This window comes from Agrococcus sp. TSP3-2-1 (genome assembly GCF_049897585.1).
Lineage (GTDB): Bacteria > Actinomycetota > Actinomycetes > Actinomycetales > Microbacteriaceae > Agrococcus.
In genome coordinates this window covers 15,132-41,377 of the sequence record NZ_JAFCWN010000007.1, presented here as the reverse complement: position 1 = coordinate 41,377, position 26,246 = coordinate 15,132, and the positions used below count along the sequence as shown (strand labels likewise).

The 26,246-nt window shown below is 71.9% G+C and carries 26 protein-coding genes; 15 read left to right on the top strand and 11 right to left on the bottom strand.

The window, feature by feature from the left end:
* Window positions 1-43: 43 nt before the first annotated feature.
* From gap to ACP7BI_RS10930, 5 genes are all read left to right on the top strand, one after another.
* Window positions 44-1,051: a type I glyceraldehyde-3-phosphate dehydrogenase gene (gap, locus tag ACP7BI_RS10950; protein WP_425846135.1), complete on the top strand. Its 1,008-nt coding sequence runs from the start codon at window positions 44-46 to the stop codon at window positions 1,049-1,051.
* A complete protein-coding gene (locus ACP7BI_RS10945) occupies window positions 1,051-2,262 on the top strand; it encodes a phosphoglycerate kinase (RefSeq protein WP_425846132.1) in 1,212 nt (403 codons plus the stop codon). The genes gap and ACP7BI_RS10945 overlap by 1 nt, the downstream gene beginning before the upstream one ends.
* Complete coding sequence (gene tpiA, locus ACP7BI_RS10940; protein ID WP_425846130.1) at window positions 2,256-3,041, top strand: triose-phosphate isomerase; 786 nt, start codon at window positions 2,256-2,258, stop codon at window positions 3,039-3,041. Before ACP7BI_RS10945 ends, tpiA begins: the two co-directional genes overlap by 7 nt.
* Window positions 3,042-3,145: 104 nt before the next feature.
* Window positions 3,146-3,394: a preprotein translocase subunit SecG gene (secG, locus tag ACP7BI_RS10935; RefSeq protein ID WP_021009476.1), complete on the top strand. Its 249-nt coding sequence runs from the start codon at window positions 3,146-3,148 to the stop codon at window positions 3,392-3,394.
* Window positions 3,394-3,750 carry an RNA polymerase-binding protein RbpA gene (locus tag ACP7BI_RS10930; protein ID WP_211449137.1) on the top strand — a complete coding sequence of 119 codons (357 nt, stop codon included), beginning with the start codon at window positions 3,394-3,396 and terminating at the stop codon, window positions 3,748-3,750. The genes secG and ACP7BI_RS10930 overlap by 1 nt, the downstream gene beginning before the upstream one ends.
* Before the next feature lie 145 nt (window positions 3,751-3,895).
* On the opposite strand, the gene pgl is transcribed toward ACP7BI_RS10930, so the two are convergent.
* From pgl to tkt, 6 genes are read right to left on the bottom strand one after another with little or no spacing between them, the layout of a single operon-like run.
* A complete protein-coding gene (gene pgl / locus ACP7BI_RS10925; protein WP_425846127.1) occupies window positions 3,896-4,591 on the bottom strand; it encodes a 6-phosphogluconolactonase in 696 nt (231 codons plus the stop codon).
* Window positions 4,588-5,526 carry a glucose-6-phosphate dehydrogenase assembly protein OpcA gene (locus tag ACP7BI_RS10920; protein WP_211449141.1) on the bottom strand — a complete coding sequence of 313 codons (939 nt, stop codon included), beginning with the start codon at window positions 5,524-5,526 and terminating at the stop codon, window positions 4,588-4,590. Before ACP7BI_RS10920 ends, pgl begins: the two co-directional genes overlap by 4 nt.
* Window positions 5,523-7,082 carry a glucose-6-phosphate dehydrogenase gene (zwf, locus tag ACP7BI_RS10915; RefSeq protein ID WP_425846125.1) on the bottom strand — a complete coding sequence of 520 codons (1,560 nt, stop codon included), beginning with the start codon at window positions 7,080-7,082 and terminating at the stop codon, window positions 5,523-5,525. Before zwf ends, ACP7BI_RS10920 begins: the two co-directional genes overlap by 4 nt.
* Entirely contained in the window at window positions 7,079-8,674 is a 1,596-nt protein-coding gene (locus ACP7BI_RS10910; protein ID WP_425846122.1) for a glucose-6-phosphate isomerase, read from the bottom strand. The genes zwf and ACP7BI_RS10910 overlap by 4 nt, the downstream gene beginning before the upstream one ends.
* Window positions 8,671-9,786, bottom strand: coding sequence for a transaldolase (tal, locus tag ACP7BI_RS10905; RefSeq protein WP_425846121.1), 1,116 nt, complete (start codon window positions 9,784-9,786; stop codon window positions 8,671-8,673). The genes ACP7BI_RS10910 and tal overlap by 4 nt, the downstream gene beginning before the upstream one ends.
* Window positions 9,787-9,809: 23 nt before the next feature.
* Window positions 9,810-11,924, bottom strand: coding sequence for a transketolase (tkt, locus tag ACP7BI_RS10900; protein WP_425846118.1), 2,115 nt, complete (start codon window positions 11,922-11,924; stop codon window positions 9,810-9,812).
* Between the two features lie 177 nt (window positions 11,925-12,101).
* Between tkt and ACP7BI_RS10895 the strand changes: the two genes are divergently transcribed.
* On the top strand, window positions 12,102-13,046 hold the full coding sequence (locus ACP7BI_RS10895; RefSeq protein WP_425846115.1) for a heme o synthase: 945 nt from the start codon (window positions 12,102-12,104) through the stop codon (window positions 13,044-13,046).
* Window positions 13,047-13,124: 78 nt separating this feature from the next.
* Here ACP7BI_RS10895 and ACP7BI_RS10890 read toward each other — a convergent pair whose 3' ends face one another.
* Together ACP7BI_RS10890 and ACP7BI_RS10885 are read right to left on the bottom strand one after the other, a co-directional pair.
* On the bottom strand, window positions 13,125-14,099 hold the full coding sequence (locus ACP7BI_RS10890; RefSeq protein WP_425846113.1) for a Ppx/GppA phosphatase family protein: 975 nt from the start codon (window positions 14,097-14,099) through the stop codon (window positions 13,125-13,127).
* Window positions 14,096-15,010: a COX15/CtaA family protein gene (locus tag ACP7BI_RS10885; RefSeq protein ID WP_425846111.1), complete on the bottom strand. Its 915-nt coding sequence runs from the start codon at window positions 15,008-15,010 to the stop codon at window positions 14,096-14,098. Before ACP7BI_RS10885 ends, ACP7BI_RS10890 begins: the two co-directional genes overlap by 4 nt.
* 184 nt (window positions 15,011-15,194) lie before the next feature.
* Here ACP7BI_RS10885 and sufB point away from each other — a divergent pair, with 184 nt between their 5' ends.
* Genes sufB through ACP7BI_RS10860 form a run of 5 tightly spaced genes read left to right on the top strand, consistent with a single transcriptional unit; the run spans window position 15,195 to window position 19,274 of the window.
* Window positions 15,195-16,613, top strand: a complete 1,419-nt coding sequence (gene sufB / locus ACP7BI_RS10880) for a Fe-S cluster assembly protein SufB (protein ID WP_425846109.1) — start codon at window positions 15,195-15,197, stop codon at window positions 16,611-16,613.
* A gap of 1 nt (window position 16,614) precedes the next feature.
* The gene (gene sufD / locus ACP7BI_RS10875) at window positions 16,615-17,829 is read left to right on the top strand and encodes a Fe-S cluster assembly protein SufD (protein WP_425846107.1); all 1,215 of its coding nucleotides are present in this window, start codon (window positions 16,615-16,617) and stop codon (window positions 17,827-17,829) included.
* Complete coding sequence (locus ACP7BI_RS10870) at window positions 17,826-18,152, top strand: non-heme iron oxygenase ferredoxin subunit (protein ID WP_211449159.1); 327 nt, start codon at window positions 17,826-17,828, stop codon at window positions 18,150-18,152. The genes sufD and ACP7BI_RS10870 overlap by 4 nt, the downstream gene beginning before the upstream one ends.
* Before the next feature lie 31 nt (window positions 18,153-18,183).
* The gene (gene sufC, locus ACP7BI_RS10865; RefSeq protein WP_211449161.1) at window positions 18,184-18,942 is read left to right on the top strand and encodes a Fe-S cluster assembly ATPase SufC; all 759 of its coding nucleotides are present in this window, start codon (window positions 18,184-18,186) and stop codon (window positions 18,940-18,942) included.
* Window positions 18,942-19,274, top strand: coding sequence for a metal-sulfur cluster assembly factor (locus ACP7BI_RS10860; RefSeq protein ID WP_211449163.1), 333 nt, complete (start codon window positions 18,942-18,944; stop codon window positions 19,272-19,274). Before sufC ends, ACP7BI_RS10860 begins: the two co-directional genes overlap by 1 nt.
* Window positions 19,275-19,477: 203 nt before the next feature.
* Here the strand turns inward: ACP7BI_RS10860 and ACP7BI_RS10855 are convergent, their stop codons facing one another.
* Window positions 19,478-19,834 carry a tryptophan synthase subunit alpha gene (locus tag ACP7BI_RS10855; RefSeq protein ID WP_425846102.1) on the bottom strand — a complete coding sequence of 119 codons (357 nt, stop codon included), beginning with the start codon at window positions 19,832-19,834 and terminating at the stop codon, window positions 19,478-19,480.
* Window positions 19,831-21,621 carry a DEAD/DEAH box helicase gene (locus ACP7BI_RS10850; RefSeq protein ID WP_425846099.1) on the bottom strand — a complete coding sequence of 597 codons (1,791 nt, stop codon included), beginning with the start codon at window positions 21,619-21,621 and terminating at the stop codon, window positions 19,831-19,833. Before ACP7BI_RS10850 ends, ACP7BI_RS10855 begins: the two co-directional genes overlap by 4 nt.
* A gap of 51 nt (window positions 21,622-21,672) precedes the next feature.
* Here ACP7BI_RS10850 and pnuC point away from each other — a divergent pair, with 51 nt between their 5' ends.
* Window positions 21,673-22,371, top strand: coding sequence for a nicotinamide riboside transporter PnuC (gene pnuC, locus ACP7BI_RS10845; RefSeq protein WP_425846097.1), 699 nt, complete (start codon window positions 21,673-21,675; stop codon window positions 22,369-22,371).
* A 30-nt stretch (window positions 22,372-22,401) separates the two neighbouring features.
* Here the strand turns inward: pnuC and ACP7BI_RS10840 are convergent, their stop codons facing one another.
* The gene (locus ACP7BI_RS10840; RefSeq protein WP_425846095.1) at window positions 22,402-23,022 is read right to left on the bottom strand and encodes a biotin transporter BioY; all 621 of its coding nucleotides are present in this window, start codon (window positions 23,020-23,022) and stop codon (window positions 22,402-22,404) included.
* Window positions 23,023-23,059: 37 nt separating this feature from the next.
* Between ACP7BI_RS10840 and ACP7BI_RS10835 the strand changes: the two genes are divergently transcribed.
* The 3 genes from ACP7BI_RS10835 (at window position 23,060) to ACP7BI_RS10825 (ending at window position 26,230) form a co-directional block, all read left to right on the top strand.
* Window positions 23,060-23,815, top strand: a complete 756-nt coding sequence (locus ACP7BI_RS10835; protein ID WP_425846092.1) for an isocitrate lyase/PEP mutase family protein — start codon at window positions 23,060-23,062, stop codon at window positions 23,813-23,815.
* A 112-nt stretch (window positions 23,816-23,927) separates the two neighbouring features.
* Window positions 23,928-25,538: an ABC-F family ATP-binding cassette domain-containing protein gene (locus ACP7BI_RS10830; RefSeq protein WP_425846090.1), complete on the top strand. Its 1,611-nt coding sequence runs from the start codon at window positions 23,928-23,930 to the stop codon at window positions 25,536-25,538.
* Window positions 25,539-25,567: 29 nt separating this feature from the next.
* Complete coding sequence (locus ACP7BI_RS10825) at window positions 25,568-26,230, top strand: trimeric intracellular cation channel family protein (protein ID WP_425846087.1); 663 nt, start codon at window positions 25,568-25,570, stop codon at window positions 26,228-26,230.
* The last annotated feature ends 16 nt before the right edge of the window (window positions 26,231-26,246 follow it).

Here is a 26,246-nt window from a genome sequence, read left to right as displayed (position 1 = left end):
CGTGCCCGGGGTCCCTCCACCCGACAGGCAGGAACCCCAAACCATGACACTGAAGGTCGCCATCAACGGCTTCGGCCGGATCGGCCGCAACTTCGTCCGTGCAGCGCTTGCCCAGGGCGCTGACATCGACATCGTCGCGGTCAACGATCTCACCGACAACAAGACCCTCGCCCACCTCCTCAAGTACGACTCCGTCGCCGGACCGATCGATGCTCCCGTCACCTTCGACGAAGGCACGATCACGGTCGGCGGCGACCAGCTGCGCGTGCTGGAGGAGAAGGACCCGTCGAAGCTCCCGTGGGGCGAGCTCGACATCGACGTCGTCATCGAGTCGACCGGCCGCTTCACCAAGGTCGAGGACGCATCCGCCCACATCGCCGCCGGCGCGAAGAAGGTCATCCTCTCCGCGCCCGCGAAGGGCCCCGCCCCGACGTTCGTGATGGGCATCAACCACGAGGACTACAACCCCGAGACCGACCACGTCATCTCGAACGCCTCGTGCACGACGAACTGCCTCGCCCCGCTCGCGAAGGTCTTCCACGACACCTTCGGCATCGAGCGCGGCCTCATGACGACGGTGCACGCCTACACCGCCGACCAGAACCTGCAGGACGGTCCCCACAGCGACCTGCGGCGCGCGCGAGCCGCGGCGCTCTCGATCATCCCGACGAGCACGGGCGCGGCGAAGGCGATCGGCCTCGTCATCCCCGAGCTCAAGGGCATCCTGGACGGCTACGCCCTGCGCGTGCCGACGCCGACCGGCTCGATCACCGACCTCACGATCACGACGCGCGACGGGCTCACGGTGGACGAGATCAACGCCGCCTACCGCGCGGCCGCGGAGTCGGGCCCGCTCAAGGGCTACCTCCAGTACACCGAGGACCCGATCGTGTCGGCCGACATCGTCGGCAACTCGTTCTCGTCGATCTTCGACTCCGGCCTCACGCGCGTGATCGGCGACCAGGTCAAGGTCTCCGCGTGGTACGACAACGAGTGGGGCTACTCCTGCCGCCTCGTCGACCTCGCCGAGCACGTGGGCTCGCAGCTCTGATGACCCTGCGCACGCTCGACTCGCTCGGCGACCTGGCCGGCAGGACCGTCCTCATCCGGTGCGACTTCAACGTGCCGCTCGCGGACGGTCGGATCGCCGACGAGGGCCGCATCGTCGCGTCGCTGCCCACCCTTCGCGCCCTGCTCGAGCAGGGCGCGAAGGTGGTGGCGATGTCGCACCTCGGCCGGCCGAAGGGCGAGCCCGACCCGCAGTACTCGCTCGCGCCGGTCGCCGAGCGGCTCGGCGAGCTGCTGGGTGCGGAGCTCGCCTTCGCCGCCGACACGGTGGGGGAGGACGCGCACCGCGTGCGCATCGCGCTCGAGGACGGGCAGCTCGCGCTGCTCGAGAACCTGCGGTTCGACCCGCGCGAGACGAGCAAGGACGCGACCGAGCGGGCGACGTTCGCGGCGGAGCTCGCCGCGGGCGCCGACGCCTTCGTCTCCGACGGCTTCGGGGTCGTGCACCGAGAGCAGGCGAGCGTGTTCGAGATCGCGCAAGCGCTCCCGAGCGCCGCCGGCCTGCTCGTGCAGCGCGAGCTCGAGGTGCTCTCTCGCCTCACCGAATCGCCCGAGCGCCCCTATGCGGTCGTGCTCGGCGGCTCGAAGGTGAGCGACAAGCTCGGCGTCATCGAGCACTTGCTGCCGCGCGTCGACCGCTTGCTCATCGGCGGCGGCATGCTCTTCACCTTCCTCGCCGCGAAGGGGCTCGGAGTCGCCTCGAGCCTCCTCGAGCAGGATCAGGTCGAGCGCGTGCGCGGCTACATCGCCGACGCCGAGCAGCGCGGCGTCGAGCTGCTGCTGCCGACCGACGTGGTCGTCGCCGAGCGCTTCGACGCCGACGCCGAGCACGAGACGGTCGCCGCCGACGCGATCGAGTCGTCGCGCTTCGGGGGCTCGGGCATCGGTCTCGACATCGGCCCCGACACGGCTGCGGCCTTCGCGGAGGCGATCCGCGGCTCGCGCACGGTGTTCTGGAACGGGCCGATGGGCGTGTTCGAGATGGATGCGTTCGCGGCCGGCACGAAGGCGGTCGCGCACGCTCTCACGGAGACCGACGGCCTCGCGGTCGTCGGCGGCGGCGACTCCGCCGCCGCGGTGCGGCAGCTCGGCTTCGACGACGACGCGTTCGGCCACATCTCGACCGGTGGCGGCGCGAGCCTCGAGTTCCTCGAGGGATCCCGACTGCCTGGACTGGAGGTCCTCGGATGGTGAACCGCACGCCGCTCATCGCGGGCAACTGGAAGCTGCACAACGATCACCTGCAGGCGATCGCGCTCGTGCAGAAGCTGGCATGGACGCTGCAGGACGCGAGGCACGACCACGCCGCGGTCGAGGTCGCGGTCTTCCCGCCGTTCACCGACCTGCGCAGCGTGCAGACGCTCGTGTCGGCGGAGAAGTTCGAGCTGCGCTTCGGCGCCCAGGACGTCTCCGAGCACGACTCGGGCGCGCACACGGGCGAGGTCGCCGCATCCATGCTCGCGAAGCTCGAGTGCTCCTACGCGATCGTCGGGCACTCCGAGCGCCGCCAGGACCACGGCGAGAGCTCCGCGCTCGTCGGCCGCAAGGCGGCAGCGGCGATCCGCCACGGCGTGACGCCGATCATCTGCGTCGGCGAGACGGAGGCCGACCTCGAGCAGCACGGCGCCTCGGCGGTGCCGGTGCAGCAGCTGCGCGAAGCGCTCGCCGAGCTGCCCGCGACCGGCGACATCGTCGTCGCGTACGAGCCGGTCTGGGCGATCGGCTCGGGCAAGGCGGCGACGGCCGACCAGGCGCAGCAGGTCGCGCACGCACTCCGGCAGGCGATCGCCGAGGTCCGCGGCGACGAGGCGGCCGCGAGCACGCGCATCCTCTACGGCGGCAGCGTGAAGTCGGGCAACATCGCCGGCTTCATGCGCGAGCCCGATGTCGACGGCGCGCTCGTCGGCGGTGCGAGCCTCGACGCGGCCGAGTTCGCGGCGATCGCGCGCTTCCAGCACCACGTCGGCACCTGACGCCGTCGCGTCGCCCGTCCGCCGCGGGAATCCCTGCGGTAGGATGCTCGTTGGACTTCTCGTGGACGGGCGACGCCCGGGCCGCGAAACCGGAAAGAGGGCTAGTGGAGATTCTCCAGATCATCATGCAGGTGATCCTCGGCGTCACATCCGTGCTGCTGACGCTGTTCATCCTGCTGCACAAGGGCCGCGGCGGCGGCCTGTCCGACATGTTCGGCGGCGGGGTCGGCTCGTCGCTCGGTTCGTCGGGCGTCGCGGAGCGCAACCTCAACACCATCACCGTCGCCGTCAGCCTGACGTGGGTCGCATCCATCGTCGTGCTCGGCCTGATCACCAAGTTTGCAGGCATCTGATGGCTTCCGGAGGCAGTGCGATCCGTGGCTCGCGCGTCGGCGCGGGCCCCATGGGCGAGCAGGACCGGGGCTTCCACGCCGAGCGCGTGGCGGTCTCCTACTGGGACGCGATGGGCAACGAGACGGTCCGCTACTTCGCGGCCGACCTCCCCGAGGACGAGATCCCCGAGGTCATCGACTCGCCGTCGACCGGGCTCCCGGCCGGCCGCGACAAGGCCAGCCCGCCCCAGGTCGCCAAGAACGAGCCGTACAAGACGCACCTCGCCTACGTGAAGGAGCGCCGCACGCCGGAGGAGGCAGCCGAGCTGCTCGAGGAGGCGCTCCAGAAGCTCCGCTCCGCCGAGGGCCGCGGCTGACGCTCTGATCGAGCCGCGCCGAAGGCGCACCGAGACCCCAGCGGCCGTCCTGCTCAGCAGGGCGGCCGCTCTCGCGCCGCCGCCCGCCGCAGGTGAGTGGCGCCTCCCGCAGGTGAGGGGGGCTGCCGCGGGCGCCACTCAGCCGCTAGAGCTGCGCGGCGGCCTCGGCGTCGAGGTGCATGAGCGTCTCGAGCCGCCCCGCGACGCCCACCGCGGGCGCCTCGGCGAGGTCGGCTCCGCCGAGCACGCGGGCCGCCGCATCCGCCTTGTCGGCGCCCGCGACCACGAGCCAGACCCGGTCGGATGCGTTGATCGCCTCGAGCGTGAAGCTCAAGCGCTCGGGCGGCGGCTTGGGGGAGTCGCGCACCGCGATCACGGCGGACCCGCCGACGTGCACGCCCGGCAGCCCGGGGAAGAGCGACGCGACGTGCGCGTCGGGTCCCATTCCGAGCAGCGTCAGGTCGATGGGGCCGAGCTCGCGCAGCATCGCGGTCGCGGCCTCTGCCGCGGCGTCGAGCGAACCGTCGTCGGCCGCCGGGAGCTCGTGCACGCTCGTGCTCGGGATCGCGACGCGGTCGATGAGCGCCTCGCGCGCCTGCGTCGCATTGCGATCGCTCGAGCCTGCCTCGACGAAGCGCTCGTCGCTCCAGGTGAGCACGAGGCGCTGCCAGTCGATCGGGCGATCGGCGAGCGCGGCGAGCAGCTCGGTGCCGACCGAGCCGCCGGTGAGCGCGATCGTCGCGCGGCCCTGCCGCTCGGCGAGCTCCGCGATGAGGGACTCGATCGCGTCGGCGACGGTCGCGACGAGCGCCGCTCGATCGGCGTGGATGACGGGCTTCACGCTGCCTCCTCGAGAGTCGATGCGAGCACCTGGCGGTACATGTCGTCGGGCGCGAGCTTCCGCAGCTCCTCGGCGAGCTGGTCCTCGAGGCCGCGCGTCGAGAGTGCGACGTGGTGCTCGGGCTGGCCGGGCTGGCGGAGGATGCCGACGGAGTCGCGCACGCGCGTGAGCGACGAGTCGCCGCTCGAGCGGTGCAGCTCGACGGCGTGGAGCCCGCTCGAGCCGGTCGGCGTGTCGCCGGCCTCGACCTTGTCGATCGGCACTCGCAGCCGCAGCTGCAGCCACGCCGCCATGAGGTGCACGCTCGGGTTCGTGAGGTCGCCGGAGACGACGCCCCCGTGGACCGGCTCGAAGGGCGGCTGGTCGAGGAGCGCCGCGAGGTGCGCGCGCCAGTTCGTCAGCCGAGTCCACGCGAGGTCGGTGTCGCCGGGCTGGTAGCAGCCGGCGAGCGTCATGATCGCGGCGTGCGGGTCAGGCTGCTTGCCCGAGTCGGTGATGCGGCGCTGGGAGATCTGCCCGAGCTGCGACGCCGAGGGGGTCTCTGGCATGAAGCTCGGCCACCACGCGACGACCGGTGCATCCGGCAGCAGCAGTCCCTGCACGATGCCGAGCAAGTGGGAGCCGAGCTCGCCGTAGCACTGCAGCAGCACGACCTCGCTCGCGCCGGCGTCGGCACCGACGCGCAGCTCGGCGTCGAGCCGCGGCTCCTCGTCGGCGTTCACGTGGTCGGGGTTGCGGGAGACGACGATGACCCGCATCGGGTGCTCGCGCGAGGCCTGGTTCGCGGCGCGGATCGCCTCCTCCTCGCCGCCGATCTGCGTGTGGATGACGAGTGTGAGCACGCGACCGAGGGCGACGACGCCGCCCTCCTCGCGGATCTCGAGCATCCGCCGCTGCACCTCGGCGGTCGTGGTGCGGGAGAGTCGGATGATCACGGTCGCCTCCAGTGCCGTCCGTCGCGGGCGAGCAGCTCGTGCGCGCTCCGCGGTCCCCACGAGCCGGGCTCGTACTGGTCGACCGGGCCGCCCTGCGCCTCCCAGTGCTCCTCGATCGGGTCGAGGATCTTCCAGGAGAGCTCGACCTCCTCGTGCCGGGGGAAGAGCGGCGGATCGCCGAGCAGCACGTCGAGGATGAGGCGCTCGTAGGCCTCTGGGCTCTCCTCGGTGAAGGCATGGCCGTAGCCGAAGTCCATCGTGACGTCGCGCACGTGCATCCCGTGCCCCGGCACCTTCGAGCCGAAGCGCATCGAGACGCCCTCGTCGGGCTGCACGCGGATGACGAGCGCGTTCTCGCTCATCGTGCGGATGTCCGACTCCTCGAAGAGGTACTGCGAGGCGCGCTTGAAGACGATCGCGATCTCGGTGACGCGGCGGCCGAGGCGCTTGCCCGCGCGGAGGTAGAAGGGCACGCCCGACCAGCGCCGGGTGTCGACCTCGAGCTTGATCGCCGCGTAGGTCTCGGTCGCCGAGTCGGCCCGCATGCCGTCCTCCTCGAGGAAGCCCTTCACGTGCGTGCCGCCGTGCCAGCCGGCGTCGTACTGCCCGCGTGCGCTCGAGTGCTCGAGGGGGAGCGGCACGCGCGCGGCGCGCAGCACCTTCTCCTTCTCGACCCGCAGGTCGGCGGCGTCGAACGAGACGGGCTCCTCCATCGCGGTGAGCGCGAAGAGCTGCAGCAAGTGGTTCTGGATGACGTCGCGCGCTGCGCCGATGCCGTCGTAGTACCCGGCCCGGCCGCCGACGCCGATGTCCTCGGCCATCGTGATCTGCACGTGGTCGATGTGGTTGGCGTTCCAGATCGGCTCCCACAGCGCGTTCGCGAAGCGCAGCGCGAGGATGTTCTGCACCGTCTCCTTGCCGAGGTAGTGGTCGATCCGGAAGACGCTGTCGGCCGGGAACACCGACTCGACGACCTGGTTGAGCTCGCGCGCCGACTCGAGGTCGTGCCCGAACGGCTTCTCGATCACCACGCGTCGCCAGCGGTCGCCCTCGCCCTCGGCGAGGCCGGAGCGCTTGAGCTGCTGCGTGACGACCGGGAACGCGTTCGGCGGGATCGACAGGTAGAAGGCGTGGTTGCCCATCGTGCCGCGCGTGCGGTCGAGCTCGGCGAGCACCTCGGCGAGCCGGTCGAAGGCCGCGTCGTCGTCGAAGTCGCCCTGCACGAAGCGGATGCCCTCGGCGAGCTGCCGCCACACCGACTCCCGGAAGGCCGTGCGCGCGTGCTGCTGCACCGACTCGCGCACCATGCGCGCGAAGCCCTCGTCGTCCCAGCCGCGACGGCCGAAGCCGACGAGGCCGAAGCCCGGCGGCAGCAGGCCGCGGTTCGCGAGGTCGTAGACCGCCGGCAGCAGCTTCTTCCGCGCGAGGTCGCCCGTGACGCCGAAGAAGGTCATCGCGTTCGGACCCGGGATGCGCGTGAGGCGCTGGTCGGACGGGTCGCGCAGCGGGTTCCGGCCCGCCGCGATCGTGACGGCCGGAGCCGGCACCACGGTCATCGCCGAGCGGCCGCGAGGAGCCGGTCGAGCCCCTCGTCGAGGTCGTCGAGCGTGAGCGTGAGCACGGGCCTGCCGTGCTCGGCGAGCACGCTCGCGTCGCCCGACGCCTGCGCCTGCAGCAGCTGCCCGAACGTGAACGAGCGGCCAGGGATCTCGAGGTCCTCGTGCGGCTGGCCGAGCAGCTGCAGGAACACCCCGTTCGGCGTGCCGCCCTTGTGGTACTGCCCCGTCGAGTGCAGGAAGCGCGGGCCCCAGCCGAAGGTGACGGGTCGGCCGGTGCGCGCGGCGAACGCCTCGCGCAAGCGCTCGAAGCGCGGCTGCCCGATGCGGTCGAGGTACGCGTGGATCGCGAGGTAGCCCTCGCCCGTGAGCTGGGCGAGCAGGGCGTCGACGGAGGCCTCGAGCGAGCCGTGCACGACGCCGGCGGTGCCGCGCAGCTCGATCCCCGCGTCGACGTGCTCGGCGGCCGCGGGCGGCTCGAGCGCGTCGAGCAGTCCGCGCGCGGCGACCTTCGCCGACTCGACGTCGGGCTGGTCGAACGGGTTGATGCCGAGCAGCCTGCCGGCGACGGCGGTCGCGAACTCCCAGACGAGGAACTGCGCGCCGAGCGTGCCGGCGACCTCGATCTCGCCCGGCTCGACGTGCTGCGCCTCGCGCGCGGAGCCGACGAGGCGCACGACCTGCAGGTCCGGCAGGTCGGCGGAGAGCTCTGGGGCGTGCTTCTCGAGCACGACCGGCAGGATCCCGACGCCGTCCTTGCCCGTCGACTCGGCGATGAGCTGCTCGGCCCAGTCGCCGAGGCCGACGATGTGGGTGCCGTCGGCGACGAACGCGAGCTTGTCGCGCAGCGGCCGCGTGCCCGCGATCGCGGCGGCGAGCCGGAGCCCCGGGTTGTCGTCGGCGTCCTCGGTGATCTCGGGCAGCGCCGCGATCGCCTCCTCGAGCAGCGAGCGCACGTCGACGCCCGCGAGGCCCGAGGGCACGATGCCGAAGGCGGTGAGCGCCGAGTAGCGGCCGCCCACGTTCGGGTCGGCGTTGAACACGCGATAGCCAGCGCGACGCGCATCCTGGTCGAGCGGCGAGCCCGGATCGGTCACGACGACGATGCGCTCGACCGGGTCGATGCCCGCATCGCGGTACGCCTGCTCGAAGGCGCGGCGCTGGCTGTCGGTCTCGAGCGTCGAGCCCGACTTCGACGAGACGACGAGCGCCGTGCGCGCGAGCCCGTCGCGCAGCGCTCGGCGCACTTGGCCCGGCTCGGTCGAGTCGAGCACCGTGAGGTGCACGCCCGCGGTGCGCGTGATGACCTCGGGTGCGAGCGACGAGCCGCCCATGCCGGCGAGCGCGATGCGGTCGACGCCGCGCTGCCGAAGCTGCTTGCGCAGCGCCTCGATGTCGTCGACGAGCCCTGCGGTCGACGCCGCGGCGTCGACCCAGCCGAGCCGCACGGAGGCCTCGGGCTCGGCCGCTTCGCCCCACAGCGTCGCGTCGCCCGAGACGAGCCTCCCGGCGACGCCGTCGACGACGAGCTGCGGCACGACCCGCTCGATCGCCTCCGCCGCGGCGCCCGAGGCGGTGATCGTGAACGTCATGCCTCCGCTCCCGCCTGCTCGAGGTGGCCGCGCACGGTCTCGACGAGCTCGGCCCACGACGCGTCGAACTTCTCGAGGCCCTCGGTCTCGAGCAGCTCGACGACCTCGGTGTAGGAGACGCCCACGCGCTCGAGCGACTCGAGCACCGCATCCGCCTCGTCACCGCGGCCCGAGACCCGGTCGCCCTCGATGCGCCCGTGGTCGGCGAGCGCCTCGAGCGTCTTCTCCGGCATCGTGTTGACCGTGTGCGGAGCGACGAGCTCGGTCACGTAGAGCGTGTCGGGCAGCGACGGGTCCTTGACGCCCGTCGACGCCCACAGCGGCCGCTGCGTGTTCGCACCCGCGTCGAGCAGCGCCTTCGCGCGCTCGGAGTCGAACGACTCCTGCCAGACGCGGTAGGCGAGGTGGGCGTTCGCGAGGCCGGCCTTGCTCTTGAGCGCGAGCGCCTCGTCGGTGCCGATCGCCTCGAGCCGCTTGTCGATCTCGGAGTCGACGCGCGAGACGAAGAACGACGCGACCGAGTGGATCTTCGACAGGTCGAGCCCCGCCTGCTGCGCGCGCTCGAGCCCCGTGAGGTAGGCGTTGATGACGTCGCGGTAGCGCTCGAGCGAGAAGATGAGCGTGACGTTGACGCTGATGCCCGCCGCGATCGTCGCGGCGATCGCCTCGAGGCCCTGCTGCGTCGCGGGGATCTTGATGAGCACGTTCTCGCGACCGACGAGGCGGTGCAGCTCGGCCGCTTGCGCGACGGTGGCCTCGGTGTCACGCGCGTGGCCGGGGTCGACCTCGATCGACACGCGCCCGTCGAAGCCGTCGGTGGATGCGTAGAGGTCGGCGAAGAGGTCGCACGCGTCGGCGACGTCACGGGTCGTGAGCGCCGTGATGACCTCGTCGACGCTCGCGCCGTCCGCCGCGAGCTCGTGGATCGCCGCCTCGTACGACTCGCCCTGGGCGATCGCGTTCGCGAAGATCGTCGGGTTCGTCGTGACGCCGACGACGTCGCGCTCGGTGATGAGCGCGGCGAGCGTGCCGCTCTCGATGCGCTGCCGCGAGAGGTCGTCGAGCCAGATGCTGACGCCCGCCTCGGAGAGCGCCCGGGTGTTCTCGTTCATGTCCTTGCCTCCTGCCGGCCCGCTCAGCGGGCCGCTTCGATGGATGCGCGAGCGGCCTCGACCACGGCCTCCGCCGTGATGCCGAACTCGCGGAACAGGGTCTTCCAGTCGGCGCTCGCGCCGAAGTGGTCGATCGCGACCGAGCGACCTGCGTCGCCGACGATCGGGTGCCACGTGAGCGGCGAGCCGGCCTCGACCGAGACGCGCGCGCGCACCGCGGCCGGCAGCACCGACTCGCGGTACTCGTCGGGCTGCTCGGCGAACCACTCGAGCGACGGGGCTGCCACCACGCGGGCGGCGACGCCGTCGGCCTGCAGCTGCTCGCGCGCCTGGAGGGCGAGCTGCACCTCGGAGCCGGTCGCGATGAGGATGACGTCGGGGGAGCCGCCCGCCGCCTCGACGAGCACGTACGCGCCCTTCGCCACGTTCGACGCGTGCGCGAGGGTCTCCTCGGTCGCCTCGCCGTCGCCGCGCTCGAGCACCGGGATGTTCTGGCGGGTGAGGGCGATGCCGACCGGCTGGTCGCGCCGCTCCAGGACCGTCTTCCACGCCCACGCCGTCTCGTTCGCGTCGGAGGGGCGCACGACCTCGAAGCCCGGGATCGCGCGGAGCGTCGCGAGCTGCTCGATCGGCTGGTGCGTCGGGCCGTCCTCGCCGAGCGCGACGGAGTCGTGCGTCCAGACGTGGATGGGGTGCACCCCCATGAGCGCCGCGAGCCGCAGCGCCGGGCGCTGGTAGTCGCTGAAGATCAGGAACGTGCCGCCGTACGCGCGCGTCGGGCCGTGCAGCGCGATGCCGTTGAGGATCGCGGCCATCGCGTGCTCGCGGATGCCGAAGTGCATCGTGCGGCCGCGGGGCGATGCCTCGGGCCACGACGTCGTCGAGCGCTCGGCGGGCGCGAACGAGCCCTTGCCCTCGAGCGTCGTGTTGTTCGACTCCGCGAGGTCGGCGGAGCCGCCCCACAGCTCGGGCAGCACGTCCGCGAGGGCGTTGAGCACCTTGCCCGACGCGGCCCGGGTCGAGACCTCGGTGCCCGCCTCGAACGTGGGCAGCGCATCCTCGATGCCGTCCGGCAGGCTTCCGGAGAGCAGCCGGTCGAGCAGCGCCTTGCGCTCGGGGTTGGCGCTCGCCCACAGGTCGAAGCGGCGCTGCCACGCGTCGCGCGCGTGCTCGGCGCGCTGCGCGGCGTGCTGCCGCGTGTACTCGAGCACGGCGTCGTCGACGTGGAAGGAGCGCTCCGGGTCGAAGCCGAGCACCTCCTTGACCGCCGCGATCTCGTCGGCGCCGAGCTTCGCGCCGTGCGCCTTGCCGGTGCCCTGCTTCGTCGGCGCGGGCCACCCGATGATCGTCTTGAGGATGATGAGGGAGGGCTTGCCCGTCTCGGCCTTCGCCTCCTCGATCGCGGCGTGCAGCGCCTCGACGTCCTCGACGTACTCGTCGGCCGTCGGCGCGTCGCCCTGCCGCCACGCGACCTCGAGCACCTGCCAGCCGTATGCCTCGTAGCGCGCCCGCACGTCCTCGCTGAAGGCGATGTCGACGTCGTCCTCGATCGAGATCGCGTTCGAGTCGTAGATCGCGATGAGGCGGCCGAGCTGCTGGTGGCCCGCGAGCGAGCCGGCTTCGCTCGTGACGCCCTCCTGCAGGTCGCCGTCGCCGGCGATCACGTAGGTGTAGTGGTCGAAGGGGCTCTCGCCGTCGGGCGTCCCGGGGTCGAGCAGCTCGCGCTCGAAGCGCTGCGCGTAGGCGAAGCCGACCGCGGATGCGAGGCCCTGGCCGAGCGGGCCGGTCGTGATCTCGACGCCCTTCGTGTGGCGGTACTCCGGGTGCCCCGGGGTGAGGGAGCCCCACGTGCGAAGGGCCTCGAGGTCGCTCTTCTCGAGGCCGGAGCCCGTGAGGTAGAGCTGCACGTACTGCGTGAGGGACGAGTGGCCCACCGAGAGGATGAAGCGGTCGCGACCGAGCCAACGGTCGTCGGCCGGATCGCGGTCCATGACGTGCTGGTACAGCAGGTGCGCGACGGGCGCGAGGCTCATCGCCGTGCCCGGGTGGCCGTTGCCGACCTTCTCGACGGCGTCCGCCGCGAGCAGGCGGGCGGTGTCGACGGCGCGCTGGTCGTCAGTGGTCCATTCGAATGCCAAGGCGGCTCCTTCTTCCGGCGGCGCGGAGCCGCGGCGATGCGGGCGGTGGGCGTCCTCCCCAGCATAGTGAGCGAGCGCATGCGGGTCCCGGGCGATTCCCGCGAGTGACGTCGCGAGTCAGATAGGGTGGCCGTTGGCCCTCGCCCGCTCCCGATCACTCGAACAGGACCCCGCTGCATGTCGAATGCGACCTCGTCAGGCGTCTCGGCCCCCGCGGCGCCGGAGGCTCCCGGACGGGCGACCCTGAAGGTCAAGGCGGGCGCGTACGTCGCGCTGACGAAGCCGCGCGTGATCGAGCTGCTGCTCGTCACCGCCCTCCCGACGATGTTCCTCGCCGCCGGCGGCGTGCCCCCGCTCGGAGCGCTCGTCGCGACCCTCGTCGGCGGCTTCCTGAGCGCCGGGAGCGCGAACGCGTTCAACATGATCCTCGATCGCGACATCGACCGCGTCATGCACCGCACGCAGCACCGGCCGCTCGTGACCGGCACCCTCTCGGTGCGCGAGGCGCGCGTGTTCGCGTGGACGCTCGCGGTCGTCTCGACGCTCGTGCTCGGCCTCTTCGCGACCTGGCTCGCCGCAGCGCTCTCGGTCGCCGCGATCGCCTTCTACGTGCTCGTCTACACGATGCTGCTCAAGCGCCGCACCGAGCAGAACATCGTCTGGGGCGGCATCGCCGGCTGCTTCCCGGTCGTCATCGGCTGGGCCGGCGTGACGGGCACGCTCGACTGGCCCGCGTGGATCCTCTTCACGCTCGTCTTCCTCTGGACCCCCGCGCACTACTGGCCGCTGTCGATGAAGTACCGCGACGACTACGAGGCGGCCGACGTGCCGATGCTCGCGGTCGTGCGCGGCCGGCCGATGGTCGGCATCCAAGTGATCCTCTACGCGTGGGCCTCGCTCGCGTGCACCCTGCTGCTCATCCCCGTGGGCGGGATGGGCTGGCTCTACTCGGGCGTCGCGGTCATCGCGGGCGCGTGGTTCGTGGGGGAGTCGCACGGGCTCTACCACCGCGCGATCAAGGGCGAGCGGGAGGTGCGCGCGATGCGCGTCTTCCACGCCTCGAACACCTACCTGACGCTCATCTTCCTCGCGGTCGGCGTCGACCCGCTGCTGCCCTTCTGACCCGCAGCCGGTGCGAGCCCCTCGACGGGCTCAGGGTCCGCCGCTCCGCGCGCGCAGCGCGCCGAGCGCGTCGAAGCCTCAGACCCGGTCGAGCATCTGCAGCAGGCGCCCCTCGCGGAGCGCCCACGGGCTGACGTCGAGCTCCTTGACGCGGAACGCGCGCATGGCCTCCGACAGCACGATGCCGCCCGCGACGATCTGGAACGTCCGGTCGGTCGTGATGCCCGGCAGCGCCGTGCGCGACGCCGCATCCATGCGCGCGATGCGCGGCACCCAGTCGTCGAGCTGGCGGCGCGTCAGCACGGCCCGGTCGCCGTCGCCGACGCCGGGGAGCGCGTTGCCCGCGAGCCGCGCGAGCGAGCGGATCGTCTTCGACGACCCGATCACGTGGTCGGGGCGCCCGTACGGCTGCACCTGTGCGACCGCGTCGTCGAGCACGGCCTTCGCGTAGATGCGCAGCGCCCGCTGGTCGGCGAGCGACGGCGGGTCGGAGCGGAAGAAGCCGACCGTCGACCGCCCCGCGCCGAGCGGCACCGAGAGCGCGATCGCCGGCTCCTCGTCGTCGCCCATGGCGATCTCGAGCGAGCCGCCGCCGATGTCGAGCAGCAGGATGCGCCCGGCCGCCCAGCCGAACCAGCGCCGCACCGCGAGGAACGTCAGCCGCGCCTCGTCGGGCCCCGAGAGGATGTCGAGGGTCACCTCGGCCTCGCGCTCGATGCGCGCGACGACCGCCTCGCCGTTCGCCGCCTCCCGCAGCGCGCTCGTCGCCATCACGACGAAGTCGTCGAGCGGCTCGCCGCGCGCGATCGTGACGCACTCGCGGATCGCGGCGAGCAGCGCCTCGACGCCCTCGTCGGTGATCGCGCCGTCCTCGTCGAGGTAGCGCATGAGCCGCAGCGTCAGCCGGTGCGAGCGCGTCGGCACCGGCCGGCCGCCGAGTCGCATGTCGACGAGCAGCAGGTGCACGGTGTTCGAGCCGATGTCGAGCACCCCCAGCCTGGCGCCGTGCTGCACGTCGCCGAGCGAGCCGTCGACCGGGCGGTCGCCGCTCATGCGCGCACGACGGCGGATGCGTCGGCGCGCGTCGTCTGCGCGTCCGTCGGCTGCGGCGGGCGGAGCGAGAGCACCACGGCGGCGCCGATCGCGGCCGAGACGACCGAGAGCACCATGTGGATGCCGACGAGCGCGATCGGCAGGCCGAGGCGCGACTGGACGACGCCGACGACGACCTGGGCGAGGATGACGCCGAGCATGGCGAGCGACCAGCGCAGGTGGAGTCGCGGGCCGCGCCGCCAGGCGACGGCCGCGACGGCGACGGTGAGCGCGAGCAGCGCGTAGCCGGGCCAGGCGTGCACGTGCTGCATCACCGCGGGGTCCAGGCCGTTCCGGGCCACGCCCCCGTCGCCCGCGTGCGGACCGGAGCCGGTCGTCAGCACCCCCACCACCACGACCACGACGAGCACGAACGTCATGAGGTGCACGAGCGCCGCCTGCCAGCGGGGCACGACGCGCGGGCCCGAGCGGCCGACGACGACCTTCCAGACCAGCACCGCCGAGAGCGCGACGAGGATGACCGAGAGGAAGAAGTGCACGCCGACGGTGTCGGGCCGCAGCTCCATCCACACGACGACGGCGCCGATGAGCGCCTGCGCGACGCTCAGGCCGAGCACGAGTCCCGCGAGCCACACGATGGAGCGGTCGACGCGGCGGCGGATCGCCATCACGAGCATGACCACGGCGATCGCCACGACGACCGCGCCCCAGACGCGGTTCGTGAACTCGATGATCCCGTGGATGCCCTGCTCGGGCACGGGCACGAACGAGCCCGGTTCGCAGTTGGGCCAGGTCGTGCATCCGAGCCCCGAGCCCGTCAGGCGCACGGCGCCGCCCGTGCCGACGATGACGATCTGCGAGACCAGGGTGGCCCAGGCGGCGGCCATCAGGCCGCGCGAGCGCTCCAGCACAGTGCACCTCTCATGCCGTTCGCGGTAGGATCGTGGGGAGCCCATCGGCTCCGAACCCCTGCGCCGGTCTTCGGCGAGGCGTGTGCGACGGCCCTTCAAGTATGGCCGAACGCGGCGGTTCGCGAGTCGCGCGGAATGCCGAGGAGCACCGCTGGGTTGCAATCCGTGGATGGAAGGGGGAGCGATGTCCGATGTCCTGATCGACCGGCCCGAGCTCGAGAGCCTGGGTCAGTACGAGTTCGGCTGGCACGACTCCGACGAGGCTGGAGCCACGGCGAAGCGTGGTCTGAACGAGCAAGTCGTGCGCGAGATCTCCGCGCTCAAGAACGAGTCAGAGTGGATGCTCGAGCGCCGCCTCAAGGGGCTGCAGCTGTTCGAGCGCAAGCCGATGCCGACGTGGGGTGCCGACATCTCCGGCATCGACTTCGACAGCATCAAGTACTTCGTGCGCTCGACCGAGCGCCAGGCGCAGACGTGGGAGGACCTCCCCGAGGAGATCCGCAACACCTACGACCGGCTCGGCATCCCCGAGGCCGAGCGCTCGCGCCTCGTCGCCGGCGTCGCCGCGCAGTACGAGTCGGAGGTCGTCTACCACCAGATCCAGGAGGACCTGGAGGCGCAGGGCGTCATCTTCATGGACACCGACACGGCGCTCAAGGAGCACCCGGAGTTCTTCGAGGAGTACTTCGGCACCGTGATCCCGACGGGCGACAACAAGTTCGCCGCGCTCAACACGGCGGTGTGGTCGGGCGGCTCGTTCGTCTACGTGCCGAAGGGCGTCCACGTCGAGATCCCGCTGCAGGCCTACTTCCGCATCAACACGGAGAACATGGGGCAGTTCGAGCGCACGCTCATCATCGCCGACGAGGGCTCGTACGTGCACTACATCGAGGGCTGCACGGCGCCGATCTACTCGAGCGACTCGCTGCACTCCGCCGTGGTCGAGATCGTCGTGAAGAAGAACGCCCGGGTTCGCTACACGACGATCCAGAACTGGTCGAACAACGTCTACAACCTCGTCACCAAGCGCGCCATCGCCGAGGAGGGCGCGACGATGGAGTGGATCGACGGCAACATCGGCTCCAAGGTGACGATGAAGTACCCCTCGATCTACCTCGTGGGGGAGCGCGCGAAGGGCGAGACCCTCTCGGTCGCGTTCGCCGGCCCCGGCCAGCACCAGGACGCGGGCGCGAAGATGATCCACATGGCGCCGTACACGACGTCGTCGATCGTCTCGAAGTCGATCGCGCGCGGCGGCGGCCGCTCGGGCTACCGAGGTGAGGTGCGGGTCGACGCGAACGCGCACCACTCGGCGAACAGCGTCGTGTGCGATGCCCTGCTCGTCGACACGATCTCGCGCTCCGACACCTACCCGGCCATCGACATCCGCGTCGACGACGTCGTCCTCGGCCACGAGGCGACGGTGTCGAAGGTGAGCGAGGAGCAGCTGTTCTACCTGATGTCGCGCGGTCTCGAGGAGACCGAGGCGATGGCGATGATCGTGCGCGGCTTCATCGAGCCCATCTCCCGCGAGCTGCCGATGGAGTACGCGCTCGAGCTCAACAAGCTCATCGAGATGAGCATGGAAGGATCCGTCGGCTGACATGACCGCGACTGAGACCACCCCCGCCCACCTCGCGACGGAGGACCGCTTCGTCCCGATCCAGACCCGATCGGAGCGGCCGACCTCGTTCGACCCGGCCGACTTCGGCACGCCGACCGGCCGCGAGGTCAACTGGCGCCTCTCGGACCTCAAGCGGCTCGCGCCGCTGCTGGTCGACGAGGAGACCGAGACGGGCGCCGAGCGCGCGATCGAGTACGGCCTCGCCGAGCTCGAGGCCGCCGGCATGCTCGTCGAGTCGACCGGCCACGACGCCGCCCCGCGCGGCGAGATCTTCCGCCCCGAGGACGTCGTGAGCGCGATCGCGTGGAAGCGCTGCGAGAACGCTCTGCACATCCGCCTCCCCGAGGGGAAGGTGCAGGAGGAGGCCGTGATCGCCCGCCTCCACGGCACGGGCGCCGACCGCCACGCGAACGCGCACATCGTCGTCGAGGCGATGCCCGGCTCGGTCGGCACGATCGTGCTGCACCACTCGGGCTCCGCGCGCTACGCGCAGAACGTCGAGGTCATCGTGCGCGAGGGCGCGCGGCTCACGCTCATCTCGGTGCAGGACTGGCAGGACGACGCGGTGCACGCGTCGGCCCACCAGGCGGTCGTCGGCGACGGGGCGTACCTGAAGCACATGGTCGTCTCGTTCGGCGGCGGCGTCGTGCGGGTCAACCCGTCGATGCGCCTCGCGGGCCACCGCGCCGAGGGCGAGATGTTCGGCTTGTCCTTCTCCGACAGCGGCCAGCACATCGAGAGCCAGGTCTTCATGTTCCACGAGGGCGTCGAGACCCGCGGCGACGTGCTCTACAAGGGCGCGCTGCAGGGCGAGGGCGCGCGCTCGGTGTGGATCGGCGACGTGCTCATCGGGCAGGACGCGACGGGTACCGACAGCTACGAGAAGAACCAGAACCTCGTGCTGACCGACGGCGCGCGAGCCGACAGCATCCCGAACCTCGAGATCCAGACCGGCGACATCGCCGGTGCCGGCCACGCCTCCGCGACCGGCCGCTTCGACGACGAGCAGCTCTTCTACCTGCAGTCGCGCGGCATCGAGGAGGAGGAGGCCCGTCGCCTCGTCGTGATCGGCTTCCTCATGGAGATCGTCCAGAAGATCGGCGTGCCCGAGATCGAGGAGCGGCTCGCCGACGCGATCGAGGAGGAGCTCCGCCGCGGTGCCGGCCTCGCTCCGGCCTCGAAGGCGGGGGCATGACCGCCCAGCGAGCATGCGGCGTGGATGACGTCGCCGTGAGCGCGGCCGTGCGGGTCGAGCTCGACGGCATCGCGATCGCGATCGTCAAGGACTCGGCCGGCGCGATCCACGCGATCGGCGACACCTGCACCCACGGCGAGATCTCGCTCTCGGAGGGCTTCGTCGAGGACGACGCCATCGAGTGCTGGGCGCACGGCTCGCAGTTCGAGCTGCGCACCGGCAAGCCGAAGAACCTGCCGGCCTACGAGCCGGTGCCGGTCTTCCCCGTGACCATCGACGGCGACGACGTGCTCGTCGACGTCCAGAACCCCGTGAAGCTGTAGCGCGGCGGCAGCCGCGAAGGAAGGAAGCGCGATGAGCGTCCTGGACATCAAGGACCTGCGTGTCTCGATCGAGACCGAGCAGGGCAGCAAGGAGATCCTCCGCGGAGTCGATCTCACCATCAACTCCGACGAGATCCACGCGATCATGGGGCCGAACGGCTCCGGCAAGTCGACCCTCGCGTACACGCTCGCGGGCCACCCCCGCTACACCGTCGACGGCGGCTCCATCACGCTCGACGGCGAGGACGTCCTCGAGATGAGCGTCGACGAGCGCGCTCGCGCGGGCCTCTTCCTCGCGATGCAGTACCCGGTGGAGATCCCCGGCGTGACCGTCTCGAACTTCCTCCGCACCGCGAAGACCGCCATCTCGGGCGAGGCCCCGCGCGTGCGCGAGTGGATCGGCGACGTTCGCGGCGCCATGGAGAAGCTGCGCATGGACTCGTCGTTCGGCGAGCGGAACGTCAACGAGGGCTTCTCGGGCGGCGAGAAGAAGCGCCACGAGATCCTCCAGATGGAGCTGCTCCGCCCGCGCTTCGCGGTGCTCGACGAGACCGACTCGGGCCTCGACGTCGACGCGCTGCGCGTCGTCTCCGAGGGCGTCAACCGCATCAAGGGAGAGACGGGCCTCGGCGTGCTCCTCATCACGCACTACACCCGCATCCTCCGCTACATCCAGCCCGACCACGTGCACGTGTTCGTGAACGGACGGATCGCCGAGCAGGGCGGCCGCGAGCTCGCCGACCGGCTCGAGGAGGAGGGCTACGACCGCTACCTCAAGGCAGGCGTCTGATGGCACTCGTCGAGATCGACGCGGCGAAGTTCGACGCGGTCACCGACGCGCTCAAGGACGTCGTCGACCCCGAGCTCGACGTCAACATCGTCGACCTTGGCCTCGTCTACGACCTCGCGTGGGATGACGAGCAGGACGCGCTCGTCATCTCGATGACGCTCACGTCGGCGGGCTGCCCGCTCACCGACGTCATCGAGTCGGAGATCGCCGAGAAGCTCGACGGCATCGTGCAGCAGTTCCGCATCAACTGGGTGTGGATGCCGCCGTGGGGCCCGGAGCGCATCACCGAGGACGGCCGCGAGATGATGAGGGCGCTCGGCTTCACGATCTGACCTCCGGTCAGATCGTGCGGACGGTCCTGTGGACCGTCCGGCCGAGCGCCGTCGCGAGCGGAAGCGAGCGATCTGGGGCCTCGTCGCGCTCCGGGGCAGTTGAGCGGTCTTCAACCGGGTAGCCGGTAGGGCGAGCCGATATGTGTCGCGTCCCACCGGCTATCCGGTTGAAGATTCCTCCAGAGGGCGGTCGGCGGGGGTGGTCACGCGGCGTCGCGCCGCACGCGCGGCGCCCACGCCCGCTCCGGCTCGGCCGGCTCGAGCATCGACCAGACGGTCGGCGCGAGCTGCGGGTAGTCGTCGACGATGCGCCGGAGTACTCGGTCGCTCACCTCGTGACCGGGGCGCACGGCGCGCGGCGGGAGGATCCGCTCGGATCGCAGGAGCAGCACGACGATCTCGTCGACGCTCGGCAGCTGCGACATGAAGTCCCAGGGGTCCTCACCGGAGCGCAAGCGCTCCTCGACGAGCACCGAGCGCTCGTCCGCGGCCTCGGCGCGCAGCACCTCGAGGCTCGCCCGCCTGCGGGGCGAGGGGTCGGCGGTGGCCTCCGGAGTCACCGATCGCGCCCGTGGCGCGGCTTGCGCGGCGGCCGCTCGTCGCGCTCCCGGCGGGGCGCCCGATCGTCGCGGCGCGGACCGCGCTCGTCGCGCTCGCGACGGCCGGTGTCGACGCGGATGTCGATCGGCACGCCGAGGATGCGCGTCTGCGAGAGCCGCTCGAGCTGACCGGGGGAGAGCTCCGGCAGCTCGACGAGCGTGAAGTCGTAGCGAATGGTGATGCGCCCGAAGTCGTCGCGGCCGAGTCCGCCCTCGTTCGCGAGCGCGCCGACGATCTGCCGCGGTTCAACGCCGCGCTTGCTTCCCACGGCGAGCCGGTAGGTCGTCGCGTCCGACGGGCCGCGGCGCGAGCTGCGCTCGGGACGGTCGCCGCCCGCGTCGCGATCGCGGTCGCGGGCGCGCTCCTTGGGCGCCTGGAGCGCGCGGTCCGCCTCCGCATCGAGCAGCAGCGGCGTGTCGCCCTGCGCGACGACGGCGAGCGCGGCTGCGACGTCCTCCTGCTGCGCGTCGTGGTGCGCGACGTAGTGCGCGATGATCTCGCGGAAGCGCTCGATGCGCTCCGTCTCGCCGAGGGCGGCGGTGATGGCGTCGTCGAAGCGCGTGAGCCGCGTGGCGTTCACCTCGCCCGCGCTCGGCATCGGCATGATCTCCACCGTGCCGCGCGTCGCCTTCTCGATCGCGCTCAGCATCCGCCGCTCGCGCGGCGTGACGAAGCTGATCGCGTCGCCCGTGCGACCCGCGCGGCCGGTGCGGCCGATCCGGTGCACGTACGACTCCGTGTCGATCGGCAGGTCGTAGTTGATGACGTGGCTGATGCGCTCGACGTCGAGGCCGCGCGCGGCGACATCGGTCGCGACGAGCACGTCGAGGTCGCCAGAGCGGAGCTGATCGATCGTCTTCTCGCGCTGCGGCTGTGCCACATCGCCCGAGATGGCGGTCGCCGCGTAGCCGCGCGCGCGCAGGCGCTCCGCGACCGTCTCGGTCTCGTTGCGCGTGCGGGTGAAGACGATCGCCGCCTCGAACGGCTCGACCTCGAGCACGCGCGTGAGCGCCTCGAGCTTCTGCTGGTACGAGACCATGAGCGCTCGCTGGGTGATGCTCGGGGCCGTCGTCGTGCTCGCGCGCACCGTGACCTCGGCGGGCTCGCGCAGGTGCTGCTGCGAGATCGCCCGGATCTGCCGCGGCATCGTCGCCGAGAAGAGCGCCACCTGCTTCTCCCCGGGCGTCTGCTGGAGGATCTCGTCCACGTCCTCGGCGAAGCCCATCCGGAGCATCTCGTCGGCCTCGTCGAGCACGACGTGGCTGAGGCTCGAGAGGTCGAGGGTGCCCTTCGCGAGGTGGTCCATGATGCGGCCCGGGGTGCCGACGACCACGTGCACGCCGCGGCGCAGCGCGGAGAGCTGGACGCCGTAGCCCTGGCCGCCGTAGATCGGCAGCACGTGCACGCCGCCGAGATGCGCCGCGTAGCGCTCGAATGCCTCGCACACCTGCACAGCGAGCTCGCGCGTCGGGGTGAGCACGAGCGCCTGCGGCTCGCGCCGGGCGACGTCGATCGCCGCGAGCACCGGCAGCGCGAAGGCGGCCGTCTTGCCCGTGCCCGTCTGGGCGAGGCCGATGATGTCGCGTCCCTCGAGCAGGAGCGGGATCGTCTCGGCCTGGATCGCGGAGGGCGTCTCGTAGCCGACGTCGTCGAGCGCGCGCAGGATCTCGGGCGGCAGGCCCAGTGCGGCGAACGTCGCGCGATCGCCCTCGTCGTCGGTGTCGGGCGCGGTCTGCGTGTCGGTCATGCCTCCAACGCTACGCGCTGCGCGAGCCTCGCGCGGACCTACGCTCGTGGGATGGACCTCGATTGGCTCGCCGCGATCTACGGCGCGACGATCCCCGTGGGCGGAGGGCAGGAGCTGCTGCTGCGCGAGGTCGTGGGGAACGCCTTCGGGCTCGGGAGCGCCGTGGGCGGCATGCTGCGGCGCGTCTGGGCATGGCCCGTGGGCATCGTCGGCAACGTGCTGCTGCTCACGGTCTTCCTCGGCGCGATCCTCGAACCGGCCCACACCCTGCCAACGCTGCTCGGCCAGGCCGGCCGGCAGGTGATGTTCATCGCGCTCGCGGTCTACGGCTGGGTGCGCTGGCGGAAGGCGCGCGCCGCCGACGGGCAGATCGTTCCGCGCTGGGCCACGTGGCGGCAGCGCACCGGACTCGCCGTCGTGCTCGTCGTCGGCACGGTCGCCCTCACGCCGCTCTTCGCGGCGCTCGGCTCCTACGAGCCCGTGTGGGCCGACGCCTGGACCTTCGTCGGCTCGCTCCTCGCGACCTACGGGATGGCACGCGGCTGGACGGAGTTCTGGCTCATCTGGGTGCTCGTCGACCTCGTCGGCGTGCCGCTGCTGCTCTCGGCCGGCTACTGGGCGACGGCGGCGATGTACGCCTTCTACGGCGGGTTCACCGTGTGGGGCTTCGTCGTCTGGGCCCGGGCGCGCCGGAAGCCCTCGGTCGAGGTGCTGCTGCCGGATCCGCGGGTCGAGCGCGCCGACCGCTGACGCTGCGGCGTCGAGCCGGGACGGTCGTCGTCAGTCGATCGAGCGGTCGATGCGGCGCGCGCCGGCCCACGCGGCGGGCATGATCGCGGCCGCGAGCGCCCACTTCACGATGCCGCCGACGATGAACGGCACGAAGCCGAGCTGCAGCGCGCCCGCGAGCCCGACGGGCGTGCCCATCGCCGCGAGCACCGCCGCCATGTAGGGGATGCCGAAGGCGAAAGGGATGAGGCTCGCGAGGCCGAAGAGCGCGATCGCGAGCAGCGGGCGGCGGTCCCAGCGCCGCTCGGCGAGCCAGCCGACGACCGCCGCGGTCGCGATGAAGCCGATGATGAAGCCGAAGCTCGGCTTGCCGACCGCGAGCAGGCCGCCCGTGAAGCCGGCGAAGATGGGCGCCCCGGCGACGCCGAGCGCGAGGTAGCCGACCATCGCGGCGACGCCGCGGCGGAAGCCGAGCGACGCGGCGACGAGCATGACCCCGAGCGTCTGCCCCGTGACGGGCACGGGCCACATCGGGATCTCGAGCTGCGCGAGCGCCGCGACGACGGTGATGCCGGCGGCGACGAGCAGGACGTCCTTGATGAGCGAGCGGTGCCCGACGAGCGCGTCGGCGAGGACGGTGCGGCGGGGGAGCGGGAGAGCGACAGCGGTCATGGAACCACCATAGGGCCGCGGCTCGTAGGATCCCGGCATGAGCGATCTCGCCGGCAAGGCCACCGCCCTCCTCACCATGCACGACGGCTTCGTCGTGCTCCCGACCGCGTGGGACTCGTGGTCGGCCCGCACCCTCGTCGACGCCGGCTTCGAGGCGCTCACGATCGGCAGCCACCCGCTCGCGGAGTCGCGCGGTCAGCGCGACAACGAGGGCATGAGCCTCGACGACGCGCTCGAGGGCATCACGCGCATCACCGCATCCGTCGATGTGCCCGTGAGCGCCGACATGGAGTCGGGCTACGGCGCGGAGCCCGCCGAGCTCATCGAGCGGCTGCTCGAGGCCGGAGCCGTCGGGCTCAACGTCGAGGACACCGTGCACGCCGAGGGCCGCATGCGCGAGCCGCAGGAGCACGCCGACTACATCGCGGGGCTGCGCGCCGCCGCGGACGCCTCGGGCGTCGACCTCGTCATCAATGCACGCACGGATGCGTTCGCCCGCCCCGAGCTGCACGGTCGCGATCCGCTCGACGAGGCGATCGCGCGCTGCGAGCTCATGGAGCGGGCCGGCGCGCGCTGCCTCTACCCGGTCAAGCCGACGGATCGCGCGGCGCTCCGCGCGATCCTCGAGCGCGTCTCGCTCCCGGTCAACGTCACGGCGCACCCCGTGCGCGGCTCGCTCCTCGGCGACCTCGCCGCCACGCGCGAGGGCGGCGCGCGCCGCGTGAGCTTCGGACCGCTGCTGCAGGCGGCGCTCACCGACCTGATCGGGGAGCTCGCGCGCCCCTGGCGCTGAGCCGGGGCGCTGAGGCCGGGCGCTGAGCCCGGGCACCGGTCGCTGGTAGGCTGGTGGGCTGGTCCGCACGTCGGGCCCACCCCCACCCCCATCCAGAGAGGCTCCCGCGCGCATGATCGCCGTGTCAGGCTTCGAGCTCTCGGTGGGCCCCCGCACCCTCATGAGCGACGTCTCGTTCCGCATCGACGCGGGCGACAAGATCGGCCTCGTCGGCCGCAACGGCGCCGGCAAGACCACCATGACGAAGGTGCTCGCGGGCGTGAGCGACGACCGCGACGGCCACACCTTCTCGGGCCGCATCGAGCGCTCGGGCGAGATCGGCTACCTGCCGCAGGACCCGCGCTCGGGTGACCCGAAGCAGACCGCGCGCCGACGCATCCTCGACGCCCGCGGCCTCGGCGAGCTCGTCGAGGGCATGCGCCTCGCGACCGAGCAGATGGGCGAGGGCGGCTCGGTCGCCGACGAGGCGATGCGCCGCTACGGCCGCCTCGAGGACCGCTTCCTCGCGCTCGGCGGCTACGCGGCAGAGGCCGAGGGCGCCGCGATCGCGTCGAACCTGCAGCTGCCCGACCGCATCCTCGACCAGCCGCTCGAGACGCTCTCGGGCGGCCAGCGCCGCCGCATCGAGCTCGCGCGCATCCTCTTCTCGGGCGCCGACACGATGCTGCTCGACGAGCCGACGAACCACCTCGACGCCGACTCGGTGACGTGGCTGCGCGAGTTCCTGAAGGGCTACTCCGGCGGCCTCATGGTCATCAGCCACGACGTCGAGCTCGTCGAGGAGACGGTGAACCGCGTCTTCTACCTCGACGCGAACCGCCAGGTCATCGACATCTACAACATGTCGTGGAAGCTCTACCTGCGCCAGCGCGAGGCCGACGCCGAGCGTCGCAAGCGCGAGCGCGCGAACGTCGAGAAGCAGGCGACGCAGCTCGAGCTGCAGGCGGCGAAGATGGGCGCGAAGGCGACGAAGGCCGTCGCGTCGAAGCAGATGGCGAGGCGAGCAGAGCGGATGCGCTCCGGGCTCGAGGACGTGCGCGCGGTCGACAAGGTGGCGAAGCTGCGCTTCCCGAAGCCGGCCCCGGTGGGGAAGACCCCGATCATGGCGCGCGACCTGTCGAAGTCGTACGGCTCGCTCGAGATCTTCACCGCCGTCGACCTCGCCGTCGACCGCGGCTCGCGGGTCGTCATCCTCGGCCTCAACGGCGCGGGCAAGACGACGCTGCTGCGGATCCTCGCGGGCGTGTCCGAGAGCGACACGGGCGAGATCGAGCGCGGCCACGGACTGCGCGTCGGCTATTACGCGCAGGAGCACGAGACGCTCGACGTCGAGCGCTCGGTGCTGCAGAACATGCTCTCGGCGTCGCCCGAGATCACCTCGACGGAAGCGCGCCGCGTGCTCGGCTCGTTCCTGTTCACGGGCGACGACGCCGACAAGCCCGCGCGCGTGCTCTCGGGCGGCGAGAAGACCCGACTCTCGCTCGCGATGCTCGTCGTCTCGAGCGCCAACCTGCTGCTGCTCGACGAGCCCACGAACAACCTCGATCCCGCGAGCCGCGAGGAGATCCTCGGCGCGCTCGGCGCGTACGAGGGCGCCGTCATCCTCGTGAGCCACGACGAGGGCGCCGTCGAGGCGCTCGACCCCGAGCGCGTGCTGATCATGCCCGACGGCACCGAGGACCTCTGGAGCCCCGAGTACCTCGACCTCATCGGCCTGGCCTAGCGTGACGGCAGGTCGCGAGGGAGGCCCGCATGCTCGATGAGCCGGTCGGCTGGCTGTCGGCGGTCGGCGGCGCGCTCAACGCGATCGGCATCGTCGCGTTCGCGATCTCCGGCGCGCTGCTCGCGGTGCAGAAGCGCATGGACCTCGTCGGCATGGCCGGGCTCGCGGTCGTCACCGCTACCGGCGGCGGCATGCTGCGCGATCTGCTGATCGGCGCGACGCCCGTCGCGGTGCTGCGCGAGTGGTGGATGATCGGCGCCGCGCTGCTCGGCGCGCTCGCCGTCTTCCTCCTGCACCGGTGGATGGACAAGCTCGACCGGCCGGTGCTCATCTTCGACGCGATCGGTCTCGGCATCTTCGTCGTCGCGGGCGCGACGAAGGCCGTGCACCACGGCGTCGACCCCGTCGGCGCGGCGTTCGTCGGCATGCTCACCGGCACCGGCGGCGGCATCCTGCGCGACGCCCTCGCGAACGACATCCCCGCCGTGTTCCGGCGCGACTCGCGGCTCTACCTGCTGCCCGCGCTGCTCGGCTCGAGCGCTGCCGCGGCCGCCGAGTGGCTCGGCTGGGGGCACTGGGCCGTGCTCACGGGCATCGCCTTCGTCGTGTGCGCGCTCCGCATCGCGAGCGAGCTGCTCGACTGGCGCGTGCCGTCGCTGGGGACGCAGGCGATCCCGACGATCCGCGACTGACGCCGCGACGATCCGG